Raw genomic sequence first — 18,096 nt, 5'->3', positions numbered from 1 at the left:
AGCCCCACTCCACCAGTTCGCCGGCCGTGGGCTGCGCACGCTCGCCGCGCCACAGCCGGTCGTAGGCGGTCAGGCGCAGGTCCGCGCTGCGGGCCCAGGTGAACGAGCGGGCGAGGCGGCGGGCGTTGCGCGACAGCCGGGCGTAGGTGTCCGGCTCCGTACGGAAGACCGTCGCGGCCTCGCGTATTCGCTCCGCGAGGGCGCGGGCCAGGCCCGCGTCGTCGTCCCGGAAGGAACCCGGCACCGAGAAGCCGGTCGCCGCCGGATCGCCGAGGGGACGCTGGTGCCCGAAGTGGGAGGTCACCCGCTGGGCGGTGGCGATGGGCACCGCGCCGCAGGCCATCGCCTCGGCCTGGGCGATCAGGAAGCCGTCCAGTTCGAACTTCGAGGGGAAGACGCAGAAGTCGGCGCAGGCCGCCTGGGCGAACAGGGTGTCCTCGTCGGCGAGCCGCCAGTCCAGGTAGAGCCGGCCCGGATACCGGTCGGCCAGTCGCTGGAACGCGGCGTTGGCCGCCACGGCCGGAGCGTCACCGCCTCCCCCGGTCGCGCAGCGGATCACGAAGCCGACCTCCGGATCGTCGGCCAGCACCTCCCGCACGGCCCGCATCAGCTCCAGCTGCCCCTTGTGGTGCACCGCGTAGCGGGCGGCGTGGTAGAAGACCGGGCCGGGCACCGTCAGGCCGAGCGACCGGCGCACCGCGGCGCGGTCCACCGCCCCCGGGTCGCGCGCCAGCCAGCTGTCGGAGATGCCGCAGCCGCCGGCCAGCAGCCGGTCCGGCCGTTCACGCAGCCGCCGGGACACGGGCAGGGACCGGAAGAGGGCTTCGAAGGGCGTGTCCTGCCAGGTGACGTAGTGGTCGCGCTGACCGGAGGACACGAAGTCGACGAGATCCGCCCCGGCGACGACCAGCGGGAACACGCCCACGTGGTCCGGGCCGTACTCGACGTGCATCCGCGTGCCGGCCAGGGCCCGGGCCACGGTCGCCATGGGGGAGTCCTCGGCGGGCGCCGGCCCGTCCAGCGCGTCCAGGTCGGGGCCCCGCACCCCGAACAGCTCCAGGAGCCGTTCCACCTGCGGCCGGTACACCTTCTGGGTGACGGGGGCGTTGGCCGCGACCGTGCTCACCGTCCGGAAGCGGTCGTCCTCGGCGAGGACCGCGGGCAGCAGGTAGTGGTAGTAGGGCTCGAAGCCGTGCACGATCGCCGGGCCGTCCCCGAGGTGACGCTGGAGGAAGCGCAGCCCGCCGACCTGGAAGACCAGCGGCTTGGCGTGCGCCAGGTCCCGGCCCTCGAACGCCGGGGGCGGGTAGAGCCGGTCCGGCAGCAGGTCCAGGAAGGCGTCGGACAGCAGGTACACGTCGACGCCGTCCAGGCGCAGCAGATGGGCGCGGGTGTCCAGGGACAGGCCGGTCCCGGCGGGCTGGTCCGGCCACACCTTGGGGTCCAGCACCAGCGGCACCGTGTGCTCGTCGCGGTAGTCGAGTTCCCGTACGTCGAACCGCTCCCGCAGGGCCGGCAGGTGACCGTGCGCGGGGGTGACCAGCGAGACGCGGTGACCGCGCGCGGCGTACGCGCGCGAGAGGTTCCACACGAGCGGGGACAGCCCGCCGCGCATCAGCCGGTTGTCGAAGCCGCCGCACTCGAAGGAGAAGGTGATGATGTGCACCCCGGTGCCCCTCACTCCGCCGGGACGGCGCGGGCGCAGGCCGCGCGCAGACCGGGCAGGTCGATGAACTCGGTGTGCGTTCCGGCGGCGCCGCAGGCGAAGGCCCCGGACACCGATCCGGCCAGCACGCACTCCTCCACCGGGCGCCCCTCGAGGTGGGCGTGGAGGAAGGCGGTGACGAACGCGTCCCCGGCGCCGTTGCTGTCGACGACGGGCCGCTCCGGCCGCACGGCGGGGAAGTGGCGCACCTTCGTCTCGCCCCGCACCAGCAGGTGGCAGCCGTCGGCTCCGTCGGTGGCCACGACGAAACGGGCCCGGCCCTCGTCGACGATGCCGTGCAGGACCTCGTCGAGCCGGTCGGGCACGGCCGCCGCGCTCATGAAGACGTAGTCGGAGGCGAGGGCGTAGGTGCGGTGGTGGGGGTTGACGCCGTCCCAGTCGTGCAGGTCGGTGGAGCTGGTCACGCCGAGCCGGTGGACGTCCTCGTACAGGTCCCGGTTGTGCCCGACGATGGACAGGTGGACGTGGCGCGCCCGCTCCAGGTGGGGCAGGTAGAAGGCGCGGGGCAGCCGCAGGTCCACGGGGTGCCGGGAGTCGTAGAAGGAGAAGCGGCGGCCCCGCGCGTCGACCAGGTTGACGCCGCGCGGAGTGCCGTGCGGGGACACCAGGTGACTGAAGTCCAGGCCGCGCTCGGCGTACGCGGCGAGCACCGCGTGTCCCTGCGGGTCGTCACCGAGGAAGTCGATGAACTTCGTCGTGAGGCCCAGGGCGTGGAAGCCGAGCGCGACGCCGTTGCCGGTGTGCGCCACGTAGTCGTACACGGGGGGCACGTGCAGCGAGTCGCCGGGCGGGATCCGCAGGTCGTCGACGCGGACGACGGTGTCCACACCGGCTCCGCCGACCACCAGGACGTCGTAGGGGGGCAGGTTCATGTACGGGTTCCTTCCGTGACGGCCGCGGTGTCCTCGACCCGCTGCACGTGTCCGTTCTCCAGGACCACCGCCGAGTCGATGTCCTGACCGGGGGAGACCGTGGCGCCGGGCAGCAGCACGCTGCGCCGGACCCGTGCGCCCTCCCCGACGCGCACACCCGGGAACAGCACGCTGTGCTCCACCCGGCCTTCGTTGACGAGGTCCGCCGGGACCAACGAGGCGACCACGCCCAGGGAGTCGGCCACCCAGCCGCGGTCCACCCGGGGCCGCACCGTCCTGGGCATCCGTTCGACCGGGAGGGCGGCGCGCGGCCCGCCGGCCGCGAGCATCAGGTGGGCGCGGTGGTAGCGCTCGACGGTGCCGATGTCCTCCCAGTGGCCGACGACCTCGTGGCCGCGGATGTCCTCACCGCCCGCGAGCATCGCGGGGATGACGTCCCGGCTGATGTCGTGCTGCCAGTCCGTGCCGTCCAGCTTCTCCAGGTAGCGGTGCAGCACCGCGGCGTCGAAGACGCAGAACGCGGCGAAGACCAGGTCGCTGGTCGGTTCGGCGGGCTTCTCGACGAACTCGGTGAGCCGTCCCGCCCGGTTGAAGCGGACCATTCCGAACAGGTGCACCCAGCGCCGTTCGATCCGCTGGTAGGCGATCGTCAGAGCGGCCCCTGAGGCCCGGTGCTCCCTGATCAGCGGCCGGTAGTCGAAGCGGTACACGTGGTCGGCGTGCAGGACCAGGACCTGTTCGCGGTCACCGCCGAAGACGTGCCCGGCCTTGCGGATCAGGGCGTCCGCGGTGCCGCGCTCGGCGGGCCAGGTGCGTTCGGGCAGCTCGCGGGGGAGCGCGTCCCCCGCCGACCGGTAGGCGTCGTCGTACGGCCCGAAGTGGACCCGGAAGCCGTCCGCCCGGTTCCACACCCGGTGCAGGTCGTCCATCAACTGCCGCTCCTCGTACTGGGACAGCAGCAGCACCTCCCCCAGCCCCGAGGCGCGCGCGTTGGCCAGACTGAAGTCGATCAGCCGGCAGACACCGCCGTACGGGACGAGCGGCTTCAGCCGTCCCGCGCCCAGCGGGCCCATGCGCCGCCCCTCGCCGCCCGCCAGCAGGACCGCGCGCACTCCCGACGGCTCAGCCATGACGGGCCTCGTCCCAGGTGACGCGTCCGGAGGACAGGGTCAGCAGCAACCGCGCCCCCGGTCCCGGCGGCGGCCCCTGGAACACGCCGGGACCGGTGCGGCGCAGCTCCCGGACGTCGGGCAGCGCCCGGGCCGCCGGGCCCCGCGGGGCGGGGGTCACCAGCTGCACCCGCTCGGCGTGCGGCAGGCGGTACACCAGCGTGCCGTCGCCGTCGACCGAGCACCGCTCGCGCAGCTGCCGCAGGTCGCCGGCGGTCACGGCGGTGGGGAAGCGGTCCGCGATCCGCTCACACGTGGTGAAGTCGGCCCGCTCCCACGCCGCCCGGAAGAATCTCCGGGCGACCGGTGCGTCGACCGGGGCGAGGCGGGCGTACGCCCCCGGGTCGCCGTGGGCGACGGCCGCCTCCTCGGTGATCTCCTCGTCCTTCAGGAGGTCGAACCACCCGTGCCGCAACGCGCGTTCGGCGGGCAGCTCGGCCGGCTCGCCCCGCCACAGGCGGTGGAACGCGGCGAGGTGCAGGTCCGCGCAGTGGTCCCAGGTGAACTGCCGGGCGACCGCCGTAGCGCGCCGCGACAGCTCCCGGTAGCGGGCCGGGTCCTCGGTCCACAGGGCAGCCGCCTCGCGGATGCGCGCGACGAGGGCGGCGGTGAGCAGCGGGTCGTCCTCGGCGAAGGACCGGTTGACGGCCAGGCCGGTGGTCTCCGGCTCGGGCCGGGCGTGCCGGAAGTGGGCCATGCCCTCCTGCGCCGTCGCGATGGGCACCGCTCCGCAGGCCATGGCCTCGCCCTGGGCGATGAGGAAGGTGTCCATCTCGAACTTGGAGGGGAAGACGCAGAAGTCGGCGGCCGACGCGTACTCGAACACCCGCCGCTCGTCCACCCGCTCCGACTCCAGGTGCAGCCGGCCCCGGTGCCGCTCGGCGACCTCACGGAAGTACGGGTCGTCGAGCGGGGCACCGGAGATGCAGCGCACGACGAAGTTCGCGGCGAGACCCTCGCTCAGCACCCGGTCGACGGCGCGCACCAGTTCCAGCTGGCCCTTGTGGTGCAGGGCGTAGCGCGCGTTGTGGAAGAAGGTCGGCAGCGCCGGGTCCAGGCCCAGCCCGTCGAGCACCGCCGAGCGGTCCACCTCGCGCGGGTCCCAGGCGAGCCACCGGTCGGATATCGCGCAGCCCCCGACGAACATCTTGTGCGCGTTCTCCTTCACGGCACGGGCCAGGGGCAGGCGCGCGAAGAGGGCTTCGAAGGGGGTGTCCCGGAAGGAGGCGTAGAAGTCGAGCTGGCCGGGCGAGAGGAAGTCGATCAGGTCGGCGTTCTCCAGGACCAGCCGGTAGAGGGCCACGTGGTCCGGCGGGTACTCGTAGTGCAGGTGCGTCAGTTGCTGGTACTGGCGGACCGCCTCCAGGTCCGGACCGGCCGGGTCGGGCCCGGGGTCCTGCGGGACGCCGGCCCCGGAGCCCAGCAGTTCGAGGAGCCTGCGGACCTCGGGCGCGTAGACCTTCTTGGTGATCGGCATGTTGCTCTGCACCGTGCTGACGACGAGTTTGCCCGGGTCGTCGCGCAGCGCCGCCGGCAGCAGGTAGTGGTAGAAGGGCTCGTGGGCGTGGACGATCGCCCGTTCCTCGCCGAACCAGCGGCGCAGGAAGCGCACGCTGTCCACCTGGAACACGAGCGGCTTGAAGAACACCAGGTCCCGGCCCTTGGCCGAGTAGGGCGGGTAGAACGTGTCCGGGAGCCGGTCGAGGTGGTCGTTGGAGAGGAAGTACAGGTCCACGCCCTCCAGGCGGATGCGGTGCGCGGTGGTCCGCACCGGCAGCCGGACCTCGGCGGGGAAGCCGTGCCACACCCCGGGGTCCAGGACCAGCGGCAGCACGTACTCGTCCGAGTAGTCGAGGTCCTCCACGTCGTACCTGCCGCGCAGGTCGTCGAGCCTGCCGTGCGCGGGGGTGACAAGGGAGACCCGGTGGCCGCGCGCCGCGAACGCCCGGGACAGGTTCCACAGGTACACCGAGGTGCCGCCCTGCAGGAAGGTGTGGTCGAAGCCGCAGCATTCGAAGTAGGTCTCGATGATGTGCATACGGGGCTCGGTCACGTTCACGTCCTTGCTGGAATGGTCGGGGCCGGGGCACGGGAGGCGAGCGCGAGGGCGTGGCGCAGGTCGATCGCGGCGTGGTAGGGCCGGGCGTGGTCGACGTTGTAGGCGAGCTCGTGCAGCAGGCGGCTCAGGTACAGCAGCCGGCGCAGGGGGTCGTCCGCCGTGCCGCCGAGGAGCAGGCGCAGGACGTGCGCCCGCCAGACGTCCGCGGCGTGGAACACCTGGCGCAGCACCGCGCGCGGCCCGGGGGGCCAGCCGTCGGCGCCGTCCAGCGCGCCCCGCATCGTCTCGGTGGAGTCGACGCCGAGGCGCCGCGCGCTCTCGAAGGCCGCCTCGTCGGCGGTGAAGTACTCCAGCGCGCGCTGTACGGCGACGAGGTCCTGCACCGGAGACTGGGCGGCCCACTCCGCCTCGTCCGGGCCCAGGGCGGGGGTCGACATGTCGATCACACTCATCGACCAGCCTCCGTCCTCCCGCGGCCGGCACAGCAGGTGGGACAGGTGCAGGTCGCCGTGGCACGGACCGGAGGGGAACCCCGCGGGGGCGGCGTCGAAGGCGCCGCGCAGCGTGGCGGCCTCCCGCCGCAGGGCGGCGAAGGCCGCGGTGCGCGCGGCCGTGGGCAGACCGATGCCCGCCGGGGCCAGCGCGGCCGTCCGGGCCGTGGCCCGGGCCAGCACCTCCCGCGCCGGGTACGGCGGGACGGGACCCGCGCCGAGCCGGGCGGCCAGGTCGCGGTGGAAGCCGGCCAGGAAGCGTCCGGCGTCGCGCAGGTTGCCGGCCAGCGGGCGCAGATGCGTCCGCACGGCGTCCTCGAGATCACCGGGGGCCGGTCCGCCGGTCACCTTCGGCCACAGCGACCGCATGCTGAGCCTCAGCGGCAGATCGATGCCGTCCCCCGGTGTGTACCGGTAGAACACGCCCAGCGGGTGGTGGGAGCCGTCGGCGGGGTCGACGTAGGTGTAGTCGCCGGCCCAGTCGGGGGTGCGGCCGGTCCCGTTCATCAGCCGCAGGAGTTCCGGTTCCCGGACGGTCTCGTCCAGCCGCCGGTAGGTCTTGTGGACGTAGGCCGTGCCGTCGTTCTCCACGAGGGACAGGACGTTGGAGGACCAGCCCCGCTCGAACGGCAGCAGTCGCACCGAGCGGGCCGTGAGGCGCGCGCCGCGGAAGCGCACCCAGCCGCCGCGGGCGGTGGGCAGCCGGCGCTCGGCGCAGACCCCGTCCAGCGCGGCGGACTCGAATTCCGCGCTGCCGTGCGCCTCCTGGAGGCCGTCACCTCCCGGACCGGGCCGGACGGGGACGAACCAGCGGCGTCCGGACGCCGGTCCGCCGACGGCCGTCACGACCAGCAGGAGGACGTCGGAGCCCAGGGACGCGTGGTCGACGCACTCGAAGCGCTCGGCCCGCCTGCCGTCCTCGGGCATCCAGGGCGCTGCGCGCAGCAGGTGGCCGAGATCGTCGTTTCGTATCATGCCCGACTCAACTTCCGGTCATCTCGTATCGGTCGACGCCCCGGCGCCACACGGTCAGGGCGAGTGCCAGGGCACCGGCGGTCATCAGGGGCAGCCAGCCGAGCAGTCCCGTCACGCCGGTCAGCAGGTAGACGCTCGGCACGTAGGCGGTGAACGCGAACGGCAGGATCCAGGTGAGCAGGGTCCGCAGCGTGGGGTGGTAGATGTCCAGGGGGTAGGAGGAGAACTCCGACACCTGGCTGGCCGCGTACATCGCGGGCATGCTCGTCACGGTCCAGAAGGACAGGGAGGCGAAGAACAGCTTCACCGAGGTGTGCAGCAGCGCGCCGCACAGCACGAGGGCGGGCGCCAGCGCCCACTGCACGGCGGTGAGCGACAGGCCCAGCTCGCTGCCCGCGTAGGCCACGAGTACGGCGCCCACGAGGAGTTCGCCGAGTCCGTCGGGGTGGAAGAAGCGTTCCGACAGCAGGGAGAACAGCGGGTCGACCGGCCTGACGAGGTAGCGGTAGAACTCGCCGCGCTGGACCAGTTTGCGGCCCAGTTCCCACAGCTGGTCGGTGAAGAGGTGGTCGAGCCCGCGCGGCAGCAGCGAGAACCCCAGCAGGAAGAGCACCTCGTGGTACGACCAGCCGCCCACGGCGGGAACCTGGCGGAAGACCAGACCGACGACCGCCGTCTGGATGCCGACCCGCACCAGGAAGGCGCCCGCGCCGAGCACGAAGTCCGTGCGGTAGGCCGCCAGCCGGTGCAGACCCACCCCGCCCAGGAACCAGGCGAGCCGCAGGTACCGCGTCATCGTCCGTGTCATCCGCCGAGCACCTCCAGCCGTCCGAGAGCGGCGCGCCAGAGCGCGGCGCACAGCAGCGACAGGCCGGCCACCCAGGCCAGTTGCTGGGCGAGCAGCCCGGCGGCCCCGGCCCAGCCGTCGTAACGGCCGAGCAGCAGGGTCAGCGGACCGTCGACCATCCCGCGGAAGGGCAGCGCCGTCGCGAGCGCGGCCAGCGGGCCCGGCATCAGCGCGATGGGCACGAGCTGACCGGCGAAGAAGGCGACGACGCTCTGCTTGACCATCCGCACCCCCCAGGTGTTGGTGGTGAGGAAGCCCGTCATGCCGGTCAGCAGGTTCACGCAGAACGCCAGCAGCACCGACAGGGCGGTGGAGAGGGCGAACAGCAGCAGGTCCGCCGGCCGGGGCGCGCTGAGCGGCACGATCAGGGCGAACAGGCCGAGGACCGGCAGTCCGACCAGGACGGCGTTGGCGCCCACCACCGGCAGGCAGGCGAAGAACCGCATCACCGGGTAGCTCACGGGGCGCACGAGCATGACCGCGACATCGCCCCGGTACACCTCGGCCGCGACCTCGTCGTCCACCCGGTTGCTGTGCAGCACCTGCAGGATCTGGGCCACCAGCAGGTAGGTGGTGATCTCCGCCACGGTGAAGCCGCCGGGTCCGCGGCCGGGCGTGCCCTCGTACACGGCGCGCCACAGGAAGACGGTCACCGCCGCGCCGGCGGCCGCGGTCATCGCGGTCATCGCGAACATCGAGCGGTACTGCAGCAGGGACTGCAGGCCACTGGTGGCGAACGGCACGTAGCGACGCAGGCGGGCGGTCATGCGGACCCGTCGCGCGCGTGGCCGGGGACGGCACGCGAGCGGCCGTAGATCTCGCGGAGGACGTCCTCGAGGCCCGGTTCGGGGGCGTACCAGTCGGCCAGGTCGAAGTGGTCCAGCAGGAACGTGAGGACCTGCCGGGAGGTGTAGCGGCCGGTCGGGTAGTCGACGCGGACCCGGCCGCCGTCGTCCGGCGTGGCCCGCACACCCGGCAGCCCGGCCTCCACGCGGGCCAGGACGGTCGCGGTCGCGGTGCCGTCCCGGTGGTCGAAGACGACCGAGCGGTGGCCGGCCGTGCTCAGCAGGGCCTGCAGGGTTCCCTGGTGCACGACCCGCCCCTGGTCGACGACCAGGGCGCTGTCGCAGATCGCGGCGATGTCGGCGATGTCGTGGCTGGTGAGCACCACGGTGGTGCCCAGTTCCCGGTGGGCGCGGTTGACCAGCCGGCGCACCGCGTCCTTCAGCACCATGTCGAGGCCGATCGTGGGCTCGTCCCAGAACAGCACGGCCGGGTCGTGCAGCAGGCTCGCCGCGATCTCGGCGCGCATGCGCTGTCCGAGGCTGAGCTGCCGCACGGGGGTGGACCCCAGCGCGTCGATGTCGAGGAGGTCCCGGAACAGGGCGAGGTTGCGCCGGTAGACCGGTCCGGGGATGTCGTAGATGCGGCGCAGGATGCGGAAGGAGTCGGGTACCGACAGGTCCCACCAGAGCTGGCTGCGCTGGCCGAAGACGACGCCGATCGTGCGGGCGTTGCGCTGCCGGTGCCGGTAGGGCTCCAGCCCGGCGACCGTGCAGCGGCCGGAGGTGGGGGTCATGATGCCGGTCAGCATCTTGATCGTGGTCGACTTGCCGGCTCCGTTGGCGCCGATGTAGGCGGTCTTCGTGCCGGCCGGTATCTCGAAGGAGACGTCGTCGACGGCGCGCACGACGCGGTACCGGCGGGTCAGGAGGGTGGAGAGGCTGCCGAGCAGGCCGGGCTCGCGTTCGGCCAGCCGGAACTCCTTGACGAGGTGTTCGGCCACGATCACGCGATCACCCGCTCGACGGCCGTCTCCAGCAGGCGCAGGCCCTCGTCGAGCAGCGCCTCGTCGAGGGTGAACGGCGGTGCCAGCCGCAGGATGTGGCCGCCCAGGGAGGTGCGCAGCCCCAGGTCGAGGGCGGTGGTGTAGACGGCCCGGGCGGTCTCGGGGGCGGGTGCCCGGCCGACGGCGTCGGTGACGAACTCCAGGCCCCACAGCAGTCCGAGGCCGCGTACCTGGCCGAGCTGGGGGAAGCGGGACTCCAGGGCGCGCAGCCGCTCCTCCATGAGCTCGCCGAGGACGCGCACGCGGTCGATCAGCCGGTCGCGCTCGACGACCTCCAGCGTGGCGCGGGCGGCGGCGATCCCCAGTGGGTTGCTCGCGTACGTCGAGGCGTACGCCCCCGGGGTGGCCGCCTCCGGCCTGCGCAGCAGCTCCGCGCGTCCGGCCAGCACGGCGAAGGGGAATCCGCTCGCGGTGCCCTTGGACAGCATCGCCAGGTCCGGCTCGATGCCGAACAGTTCGCTGGCGAGGAAGGCGCCGGTGCGCCCGCCGCCGGTGAGGACCTCGTCGGCGACGAGCAGCACGCCGCCGTCCCGGCAGGCGCCGGCGATCCGCTCCCAGTAGCCGGGGGGCGGCACGATGACGCCTGCCGCGCCGAGGACGGGTTCGAAGACCAGGGCCGAGACGTTGGGCTTCTCCGCGATGTGCCGGCGCACGAGGGTCGCGCACCGCACGTCGCACGAGGGGTACTCCAGGCCCAGGGGACAGCGGTAGCAGTAGGGGCTGTAGCCCAGCACGCTGTTGCCGCTGAAGGCCTGGTGGCCGATGTCCCAGTGGACCAGCATCCGGGCGCCCATGGTCTTGCCGTGGAAGCCGTGGCGCAGGGCGCCGATCCGGTTGCGGCCCGGCGCGGCGGTCGCCTGGACGACCCGCAGGGCGGCCTCGACCACCTCCGCGCCGGTGGAGAAGAAGGCGTAGGTGTCGAGCTGTTCGGGCAGCAGCCTGGCGAGCAGTTCCAGCAGGCCGGCGCGGTCCGGCGTGGCGCTGTCGTGGACGTTCCACAGGCGGCGGGCCTGGGTGGTGAGTGCCTCGACGACCTCCGGGTGCCCGTGGCCCAGTGACTGGGTGAGGGTCCCGGCCGCGAAGTCGAGGTACTGGTTGCCGTCCAGGTCGGTCAGAACGGGACCGCGTCCCTCGGCGAAGACCCGGCGTCCGTGGACGGCTTCCTCGGAGGCGCCCGGCGCCAGGTGGCGGGCCTCCCGTGCCAGGTGCTGTGTCTGCCGTAAGCCTGTCATCGCTGCCTCTGCTCGTCGGACCGGCTGACGCGATCGCCGGCGAACTGCGTTGTGGCGCACCACGGTTGGGGCGGCTCGGCGCTGAGTCAAACACTTGAACACACACCGCTGCAAGAGTTTGCGGGTTGTTTCAGAAAGTTGTTGCGAGCGGCCCCGGCACTCTGGTTGAGTCGACGTGCTTACGGCGCCACCACGCCTCACGTTCGAGGAGGGACCTGTGAGAACAAGCCCGCAGACCGACCCGCTCCCGCGGAGGCCGAGGTGAAGGCCCTGGTCCTGGCAGGTGGAACCGGCAGCAGACTGAGGCCGTTCACCCACACCGCCGCCAAGCAGCTGCTCCCCATCGCCAACAAGCCCGTGCTCTTCTACGCGCTGGAGTCCCTCGCCGCGGCGGGTGTCCGGGAGGCCGGCGTCGTCGTGGGCGCGTACGGCCGGGAGATCCGCGAACTCACCGGCGACGGCACCGCGTTCGGGTTACGCATCACCTACCTCCACCAGCCCCGCCCGCTCGGTCTCGCGCACGCGGTGCGCATCGCCCGCGGCTTCCTGGGCGACGACGACTTCCTGCTGTACCTGGGGGACAACTACCTGCCCCAGGGCGTCACCGACTTCGCCCGCCAATCGGCCGCCGATCCCGCGGCGGCCCGGCTGCTGCTCACCCCGGTCGCGGACCCGTCCGCCTTCGGCGTCGCGGAGGTCGACGCGGACGGGAACGTGCTGCGCTTGGAGGAGAAACCCGACGTCCCGCGCAGCTCGCTCGCGCTCATCGGCGTGTACGCCTTCAGCCCGGCCGTCCACGAGGCGGTACGGGCCATCACCCCCTCCGCCCGCGGCGAGCTGGAGATCACCCACGCCGTGCAGTGGATGATCGACCGGGGCCTGCGCGTACGGGCCGAGACCACCACCCGGCCCTGGCGCGACACCGGCAGCGCGGAGGACATGCTGGAGGTCAACCGTCACGTCCTGGACGGACTGGAGGGCCGCATCGAGGGGAAGGTCGACGCGCACAGCACGCTGGTCGGCCGGGTCCGGGTGGCCGAAGGCGCGATCGTGCGGGGGTCACACGTGGTGGGCCCGGTGGTGATCGGCGCGGGTGCCGTCGTCAGCAACTCCAGTGTCGGCCCGTACACCTCCATCGGGGAGGACTGCCGGGTCGAGGACAGCGCCATCGAGTACTCCGTCCTGCTGCGCGGCGCCCAGGTCGAGGGGGCGTCCCGCATCGAGGCGTCCCTCATCGGCCGCGGCGCCGTCGTCGGCCCGGCCCCCCGTCTCCCGCAGGCTCACCGACTGGTGATCGGCGACCACAGCAAGGTGTATCTCACCCCATGACCACGACCATCCTCGTCACCGGCGGAGCGGGCTTCATCGGCTCCGCCTACGTCCGCCGGCTCCTGTCGCCCGGGGCCCCCGGCGGCGTCGCGGTGACCGTCCTCGACAAACTCACCTACGCCGGCAGCCTCGCCCGCCTGCACGCGGTGCGTGACCATCCCGGCCTCACCTTCGTCCAGGGCGACGTGTGCGACACCGCGCTCGTCGACACGCTGGCCGCGCGGCACGACGACATCGTGCACTTCGCGGCCGAGTCGCACGTCGACCGCTCCATCACCGACAGCGGTGCCTTCACCCGCACCAACGTGCTGGGCACCCAGGTCCTGCTCGACGCCGCGCTCCGCCACGGTGTGCGCACCTTCGTGCACGTCTCCACCGACGAGGTGTACGGCTCCCTCCCGCACGGGGCCGCCGCGGAGAGCGACCCCCTGCTCCCGACCTCGCCGTACGCGGCGTCGAAGGCGGCCTCGGACCTCATGGCGCTCGCCCACCACCGCACCCACGGCCTGGACGTCCGGGTGACCCGCTGTTCGAACAACTTCGGCCCCCACCAGCATCCCGAGAAGCTCATACCGCGCTTCCTGACCAGCCTCCTGTCCGGCGGCACCGTTCCCCTCTACGGCGACGGGCGGCACGTGCGCGACTGGCTGCACGTCGACGACCACGTCAGGGCCGTCGAACTCGTCCGCGTGTCGGGCCGGCCGGGAGAGATCTACAACATCGGGGGCGGCACCTCGCTGCCCAACCTGGAGCTCACGCACCGGTTGCTCGCACTGTGCGGCGCGGGCCCGGAGCGCATCGTCCACGTCGAGAACCGCAAGGGGCACGACCGGCGCTACGCGGTCGACCACAGCAAGATCACCGCGGAACTCGGTTACCGGCCGCGCACCGACTTCGCGACCGCGCTGGCCGACACCGCGAAGTGGTACGAGCGGCACGAGGACTGGTGGCGTCCCCTGCTCGCCGCGACATGACGTCGGGCCGGACCGCAACCACCGGCCCCGGCCGGCACACCGCCGCCCGCGGCCGGTGGCCGGCCGGTCAGCGTCCGTGAGCCGGGCGCCGGCCGCCCCGCGGGCCGGCGGCGGTGGACCCCCGGACCACCAGTTCCGGCATGAAGACGAATTCGGTGCGCGGCGGCGGCGTTCCGCTCATCTCCTCCAGCAGTGCGTCCACGGCGACCTGCCCCATCGCCTTGACGGGCTGTCTGATGGTGGTCAGGGGAGGGTCGGTGAAGGCCATGAGCGGCGAGTCGTCGAAGCCGACCACCGAGATGTCACCGGGAACCGTGAGACCCCGCCGGCGCGCGGCCCGCACGGCGCCGAGGGCCATCATGTCGCTGGCGCACATGACGGCGGTGCAGCCCAGGTCGATCAGCGCGGACGCGGCGGCCTGGCCCCCCTCCAGGGAGAACAGCGAGTGCTGCACGAGCTCCTCGGACTCCCGCGCCGACACTCCCAGGTGCTCCCGCACGCCGGCCCGGAACCCCTCGATCTTCCGCTGCACCGGCACGAAGCGGGCGGGCCCGACGGCGAGGCCGACGCGCTCGTGCCCCAGCTCCGCCAGGTGCGCCACGGCCAGGCGCATCGCGGCCCGGTCGTCCGGGGAGACGAAGGGTGCCTCGATCCGGGGCGAGAACCCGTTCACGAGGACGAAGGGCACCTGCCGCTCGTGCAGCCGGCCGTACCGTCCGGTCTCGGCGGTGGTGTCCGCGTGCAGTCCGGAGACGAAGATGATGCCGGACACCCCGCGGTCCACGAGCATCTCCGTGAGTTCGTCCTCGGTCGAGCCGCCCGGGGTCTGCGTGGCGAGCACGGGCGTGTAGCCCTGACGCGTGAGCGCCTGCCCCATCACCTGGGCCAGTGCGGGGAAGAAGGGGTTGTCCAGTTCGGGGGTGACCAGTCCGACCAGCTCGGCGCGGCGCTGTCGCGCCGGCTGCTCGTAGCCCAGCGCGTCCAGTGCGGTCAGCACCGAGTCGCGGGTGCCGGTGGCCACACCGCGCGCACCGTTCAGCACCCGGCTGACCGTGGCCTTGCTGACGCCCGCCCGGGCTGCGATGTCGGCGAGCCGCATGGTCATGGCAACGCACTCTACCTGTCGGGGCGTCAGGGCGTGCCCACCGCGCGCGGAACCGGCGGACTGCGGGGCACGGCCCGTCCGCCGCCCACGGACCACGCGCCCGAAACGATGGCTGAAAATGCTTGCAGCAAATTGCCGCAACGTCTTTCGGCGGCTTTTCGATCCTGTTACGTTCCTGGCAACCCCGGCGCCGCGCAGAAGCGGTTGGCGTGAGGCGTCCAGACCTCCGCCCGATTCCGGGATCACTCAGGGGAGTTCACAATGCGGCGTGGCATTGCGGCCACCGCGCTGTTCGCGGCTGTGGCCATGACGGCATCGGCGTGTGGCGGGGGCGACAACGGCGGAAGCGGTACCGACGCGGGCGGCACGGAGCTGTCGGGGACCGTCACCTTCTGGGACACGTCCAACGAAGCCGAGAAGGCGACGTACCAGGCCCTCGCGGAGGGCTTCGAGAAGGAGCACCCGAAGGTCGACGTCAAGTACGTCAACGTCCCGTTCGGCGAGGCGAACGCCAAGTTCAAGAACGCCGCGGGCGGCAACTCCGGTGCCCCGGACGTGATGCGTACGGAGGTCGCCTGGGTCGCGGACTTCGCCAGCATCGGCTACCTCGCCCCGCTCGACGGCACGCCCGCCCTCGACGACGGGTCGGACCACCTTCCCCAGGCCGCGGCCAGCACCAGGTACGAGGGGAAGACCTACGCGGTCCCGCAGGTGATCGACACCCTGGCGCTCTTCTACAACAAGGAACTGCTGACGAAGGCCGGTGTCGAGGTGCCGGGCTCCGTCGCCGAGCTGAAGACGGCCGCCGCCGAGATCACCGAGAAGACCGGCGCGACCGGCCTCTACCTGCGGGGCGACGACCCGTACTGGTTCCTGCCCTACCTCTACGGCGAGGGCGGCGACCTGGTCGACGAGAAGAACAAGACCGTCACGGTCGACGACGAAGCCGGTGTGCGCGCCTACCGCGTCATCAAGGACCTCGTGGACAGCAAGGCGGCCATCACCGACGCGTCCGACGGCTGGAACAACATGCAGAACGCCTTCAAGTCGGGCAAGGTCGCCATGATGGTCAACGGCCCCTGGGCCATCGAGGACGTCAAGGCGGGAGCCCGCTTCAAGGACGCCGGCAACCTGGGGGTCGCCCCCGTCCCGGCCGGCAGTGCCGGACAGGGCTCTCCCCAGGGCGGGTGGAACCTCTCGGTGTACGCGGGCTCGAAGAACCTCGACGCCTCCTACGCCTTCGTGAAGTACATGAGCTCCGCCAAGGTGCAGCAGCAGACCACCGAGAAGCTGAGCCTGCTGCCCACCCGCACGTCCGTCTACGAGGTCCCGTCCGTCGCGGACAACGAGATGGTGAAGTTCTTCAAGCCGGCCGTCGACAAGGCCGTCGAACGGCCGTGGATCGCCGAGGGCAATGCCCTCTTCGAGCCGATCCGGCTGCAGATGGCCAACGTGCTGTCCGGCGAGACCAGCCCGGACGAGGCGGCCGCGAACACCGGCGACGCCTATCGCAAGCTGCTCAAGGACTACAAGTAGGCCACGGGAAGGCTGACCGACCAATGGCTGTCGAGACCGGCCAGTCGGTGACGAAGGCCGCGGGCACTCCGGGTGCCCGCGGCCGGGGCCACCGCACTGACCACAAGACCCCCAAGACCCCGGGGCGGCTGCGCAGAGCCCTGGCCACCCACTGGTACGCCTGGAGCATGGTCGCCCCCGTGGTGATCGTGATCGGCGTGATCATCGGATACCCGCTCGGGCGCGGCGTCTGGCTGTCCTTCACCGACGCCGACGAGGCGAACGTCGAACGCACCATCGGCGTCAACCACATCCCCGCGACCTACGAGTACGTCGGCCTCGACAACTACCGCGCCATCCTCGGCGACGGGCTCTTCTGGGACCGGCTCGGCTGGACCGTGCTGTGGACGGTCAGTTGCGTGGCGCTGTCCTTCGCGATCGGCCTGGCACTGGCCGTCATGCTCAACCGCGCCTTCAAGGGCCGCACCCTGTACCGCACGGCACTGATCCTGCCCTGGGCGGTGCCGGCGTTCGTCTCGGTGTTCACCTGGCGCCTGCTGTTCAACGAGCGCAGCGGCCTGTTCAACGAACTGCTCACCGGCGCCGGTCTCGGCCGGATCTCCTGGCTCAACGACCCGGCCTGGGCGAAGATCTCCGTCATCACGGTGAACGTCTGGGTGGGCGTGCCGTTCATGCTCATCGCCCTCCTCGGCGGGCTGCAGTCCATCCCCGCGGAGCTCTACGAGGCGGCGGAGATGGACGGGGCGAGTCCCTGGCAGCGCTTCCGCCACATCACCCTGCCGGGGCTGCGGTCCGTCTCCAGCACGGTCATCCTGCTCAGCACCATCTGGACCTTCAACATGTTCCCGGTCATCTTCCTGCTGACCCGGGGCGGCCCCGGGGACGCCACCGAGATCCTGGTGACGTACGCCTACCGCCTGTCCTTCGTCATCAGCCCGCGCGACTACTCCACCTCCGCCGCCTGGGGCGTGCTGATCCTGCTGCTCCTGGCACTCGTCACGGCGGCCTACCGCCGTGCACTGCGCAAGCAGGGAGACACCTGGTGACCGACACGACTTCGCACACCCCCGTCGGCACCGAGCCGCCGGCCCCCGTGCGCAAGCGCGGCGACCGCGGGCCGCTCGCCTCCCTCGGACTGCACCTGACCCTGCTGACCGCCTCCGTCGTCGCGGTGTTCCCCCCGCTGTGGCTGCTGGTCACCTCCTTCAAACCGAAGACCGACGCGTTCGACACCTCCCTCGTCAAGGACTTCACCCTCGGCAACTACGGCCACGTCATACGCGACACCGACTTCCTGTCCTGGCTGCAGAACTCGCTGATCGTCGTCGGCCTGACCACGCTGATCGGCGTGTTCGTCGCCGCGACGACCGGCTACGCCGTGAGCCGCTTCCGCTTCCCCGGCATGCGCCCCCTGATGTGGATGCTCCTGCTCACCCAGATGTTCCCGGTCGCGGTCCTCATCGTGCCGCTGTACAACCTGCTCGCGGACCTCGGCCTGCTCAACCAGCCGATCGGCCTGGTCGTCACCTACCTCACCGTCGCCGTGCCGTTCTGCGCCTGGATGATGAAGGGCTACTTCGACGGCATCCCGGTGGAGATCGACGAGGCCGGCCGGGTCGACGGGCTGAACCCGTTCGGCACGTTCTGGCGGCTGGTGCTGCCGCTGGCCAGGCCGGGGCTCGCCGTCACCGCCTTCTACACCTTCATCACCGGGTGGGCGGAGGTGGCCTACGCGTCCGCCTTCATGACCGGTGAGGAGAACCTCACGCTCGCCGGCGGCCTCCAGACGTTCGTCAACCAGTACACGAGTGACTGGGGCGCGCTGACGGCGGCAGCCGTGATCATCGCGGTACCCGCCGCGATCGTCTTCGGTCTCGTCGCGCGGCACCTCGTCTCCGGCCTGACCGCAGGCGCCACCAAGTCCTGACCGTC

The 18,096-nt window shown here is 72.1% G+C and carries 14 protein-coding genes and 1 pseudogene; 5 read left to right on the top strand and 10 right to left on the bottom strand.

The features are described from left to right. Positions 1-319 precede the first annotated feature (319 nt). The 9 genes and pseudogenes from SGLAU_RS36875 to SGLAU_RS00950 all read right to left on the bottom strand — a co-directional run. Positions 320-1,666 (bottom strand): annotated as a pseudogene (locus SGLAU_RS36875) (glycosyltransferase); the annotation flags it as partial. An 11-nt stretch (positions 1,667-1,677) separates the two neighbouring features. Beyond that, the gene (locus tag SGLAU_RS00985; RefSeq protein WP_043497479.1) at positions 1,678-2,598 is read right to left on the bottom strand and encodes a carbohydrate kinase family protein; all 921 of its coding nucleotides are present in this window, start codon (positions 2,596-2,598) and stop codon (positions 1,678-1,680) included. After that, positions 2,595-3,728 (bottom strand): sugar phosphate nucleotidyltransferase, encoded by a 1,134-nt coding sequence (locus SGLAU_RS00980; protein WP_043497476.1) that lies wholly within the window; start codon positions 3,726-3,728, stop codon positions 2,595-2,597. Before SGLAU_RS00980 ends, SGLAU_RS00985 begins: the two co-directional genes overlap by 4 nt. After that, positions 3,721-5,820, bottom strand: a complete 2,100-nt coding sequence (locus SGLAU_RS00975; RefSeq protein WP_244315146.1) for a glycosyltransferase — start codon at positions 5,818-5,820, stop codon at positions 3,721-3,723. The genes SGLAU_RS00980 and SGLAU_RS00975 overlap by 8 nt, the downstream gene beginning before the upstream one ends. Positions 5,821-5,822: 2 nt before the next feature. After that, positions 5,823-7,292, bottom strand: a complete 1,470-nt coding sequence (locus tag SGLAU_RS35835; RefSeq protein ID WP_052413550.1) for a phosphotransferase — start codon at positions 7,290-7,292, stop codon at positions 5,823-5,825. A 7-nt stretch (positions 7,293-7,299) separates the two neighbouring features. Continuing rightward, entirely contained in the window at positions 7,300-8,100 is an 801-nt protein-coding gene (locus SGLAU_RS00965; RefSeq protein WP_052413549.1) for an ABC transporter permease, read from the bottom strand. Next, the gene (locus tag SGLAU_RS00960; protein WP_043497474.1) at positions 8,097-8,906 is read right to left on the bottom strand and encodes an ABC transporter permease; all 810 of its coding nucleotides are present in this window, start codon (positions 8,904-8,906) and stop codon (positions 8,097-8,099) included. The genes SGLAU_RS00965 and SGLAU_RS00960 overlap by 4 nt, the downstream gene beginning before the upstream one ends. Beyond that, positions 8,903-9,931, bottom strand: coding sequence for an ATP-binding cassette domain-containing protein (locus SGLAU_RS00955; RefSeq protein WP_043497472.1), 1,029 nt, complete (start codon positions 9,929-9,931; stop codon positions 8,903-8,905). Before SGLAU_RS00955 ends, SGLAU_RS00960 begins: the two co-directional genes overlap by 4 nt. Continuing rightward, positions 9,928-11,220 (bottom strand): aspartate aminotransferase family protein, encoded by a 1,293-nt coding sequence (locus SGLAU_RS00950; protein ID WP_043497471.1) that lies wholly within the window; start codon positions 11,218-11,220, stop codon positions 9,928-9,930. The genes SGLAU_RS00955 and SGLAU_RS00950 overlap by 4 nt, the downstream gene beginning before the upstream one ends. A gap of 261 nt (positions 11,221-11,481) precedes the next feature. Here SGLAU_RS00950 and SGLAU_RS00945 point away from each other — a divergent pair, with 261 nt between their 5' ends. Together SGLAU_RS00945 and rfbB are read left to right on the top strand one after the other, a co-directional pair. Continuing rightward, complete coding sequence (locus tag SGLAU_RS00945; RefSeq protein WP_043497468.1) at positions 11,482-12,549, top strand: glucose-1-phosphate thymidylyltransferase; 1,068 nt, start codon at positions 11,482-11,484, stop codon at positions 12,547-12,549. After that, entirely contained in the window at positions 12,546-13,523 is a 978-nt protein-coding gene (gene rfbB / locus SGLAU_RS00940) for a dTDP-glucose 4,6-dehydratase (RefSeq protein ID WP_043497464.1), read from the top strand. The genes SGLAU_RS00945 and rfbB overlap by 4 nt, the downstream gene beginning before the upstream one ends. Positions 13,524-13,590: 67 nt before the next feature. Here the strand turns inward: rfbB and SGLAU_RS00935 are convergent, their stop codons facing one another. After that, positions 13,591-14,628 carry a LacI family DNA-binding transcriptional regulator gene (locus SGLAU_RS00935; protein ID WP_043497462.1) on the bottom strand — a complete coding sequence of 346 codons (1,038 nt, stop codon included), beginning with the start codon at positions 14,626-14,628 and terminating at the stop codon, positions 13,591-13,593. A 261-nt stretch (positions 14,629-14,889) separates the two neighbouring features. Here SGLAU_RS00935 and SGLAU_RS00930 point away from each other — a divergent pair, with 261 nt between their 5' ends. Genes SGLAU_RS00930 through SGLAU_RS00920 form a run of 3 tightly spaced genes read left to right on the top strand, consistent with a single transcriptional unit; the run spans position 14,890 to position 18,091 of the window. Next, positions 14,890-16,164, top strand: a complete 1,275-nt coding sequence (locus SGLAU_RS00930; RefSeq protein ID WP_043497456.1) for an extracellular solute-binding protein — start codon at positions 14,890-14,892, stop codon at positions 16,162-16,164. A gap of 23 nt (positions 16,165-16,187) precedes the next feature. Then, a complete protein-coding gene (locus SGLAU_RS00925; protein ID WP_078957533.1) occupies positions 16,188-17,210 on the top strand; it encodes a carbohydrate ABC transporter permease in 1,023 nt (340 codons plus the stop codon). Then, positions 17,207-18,091: a sugar ABC transporter permease gene (locus tag SGLAU_RS00920; protein ID WP_078957532.1), complete on the top strand. Its 885-nt coding sequence runs from the start codon at positions 17,207-17,209 to the stop codon at positions 18,089-18,091. The genes SGLAU_RS00925 and SGLAU_RS00920 overlap by 4 nt, the downstream gene beginning before the upstream one ends. Positions 18,092-18,096: the final 5 nt, after the last annotated feature.

Origin of the sequence: Streptomyces glaucescens (assembly GCF_000761215.1) — a bacterium.
In the GTDB taxonomy this organism is placed as follows: domain Bacteria; phylum Actinomycetota; class Actinomycetes; order Streptomycetales; family Streptomycetaceae; genus Streptomyces; species Streptomyces glaucescens_B.
This window is presented reverse-complemented; position numbering and strand designations above follow the sequence as displayed.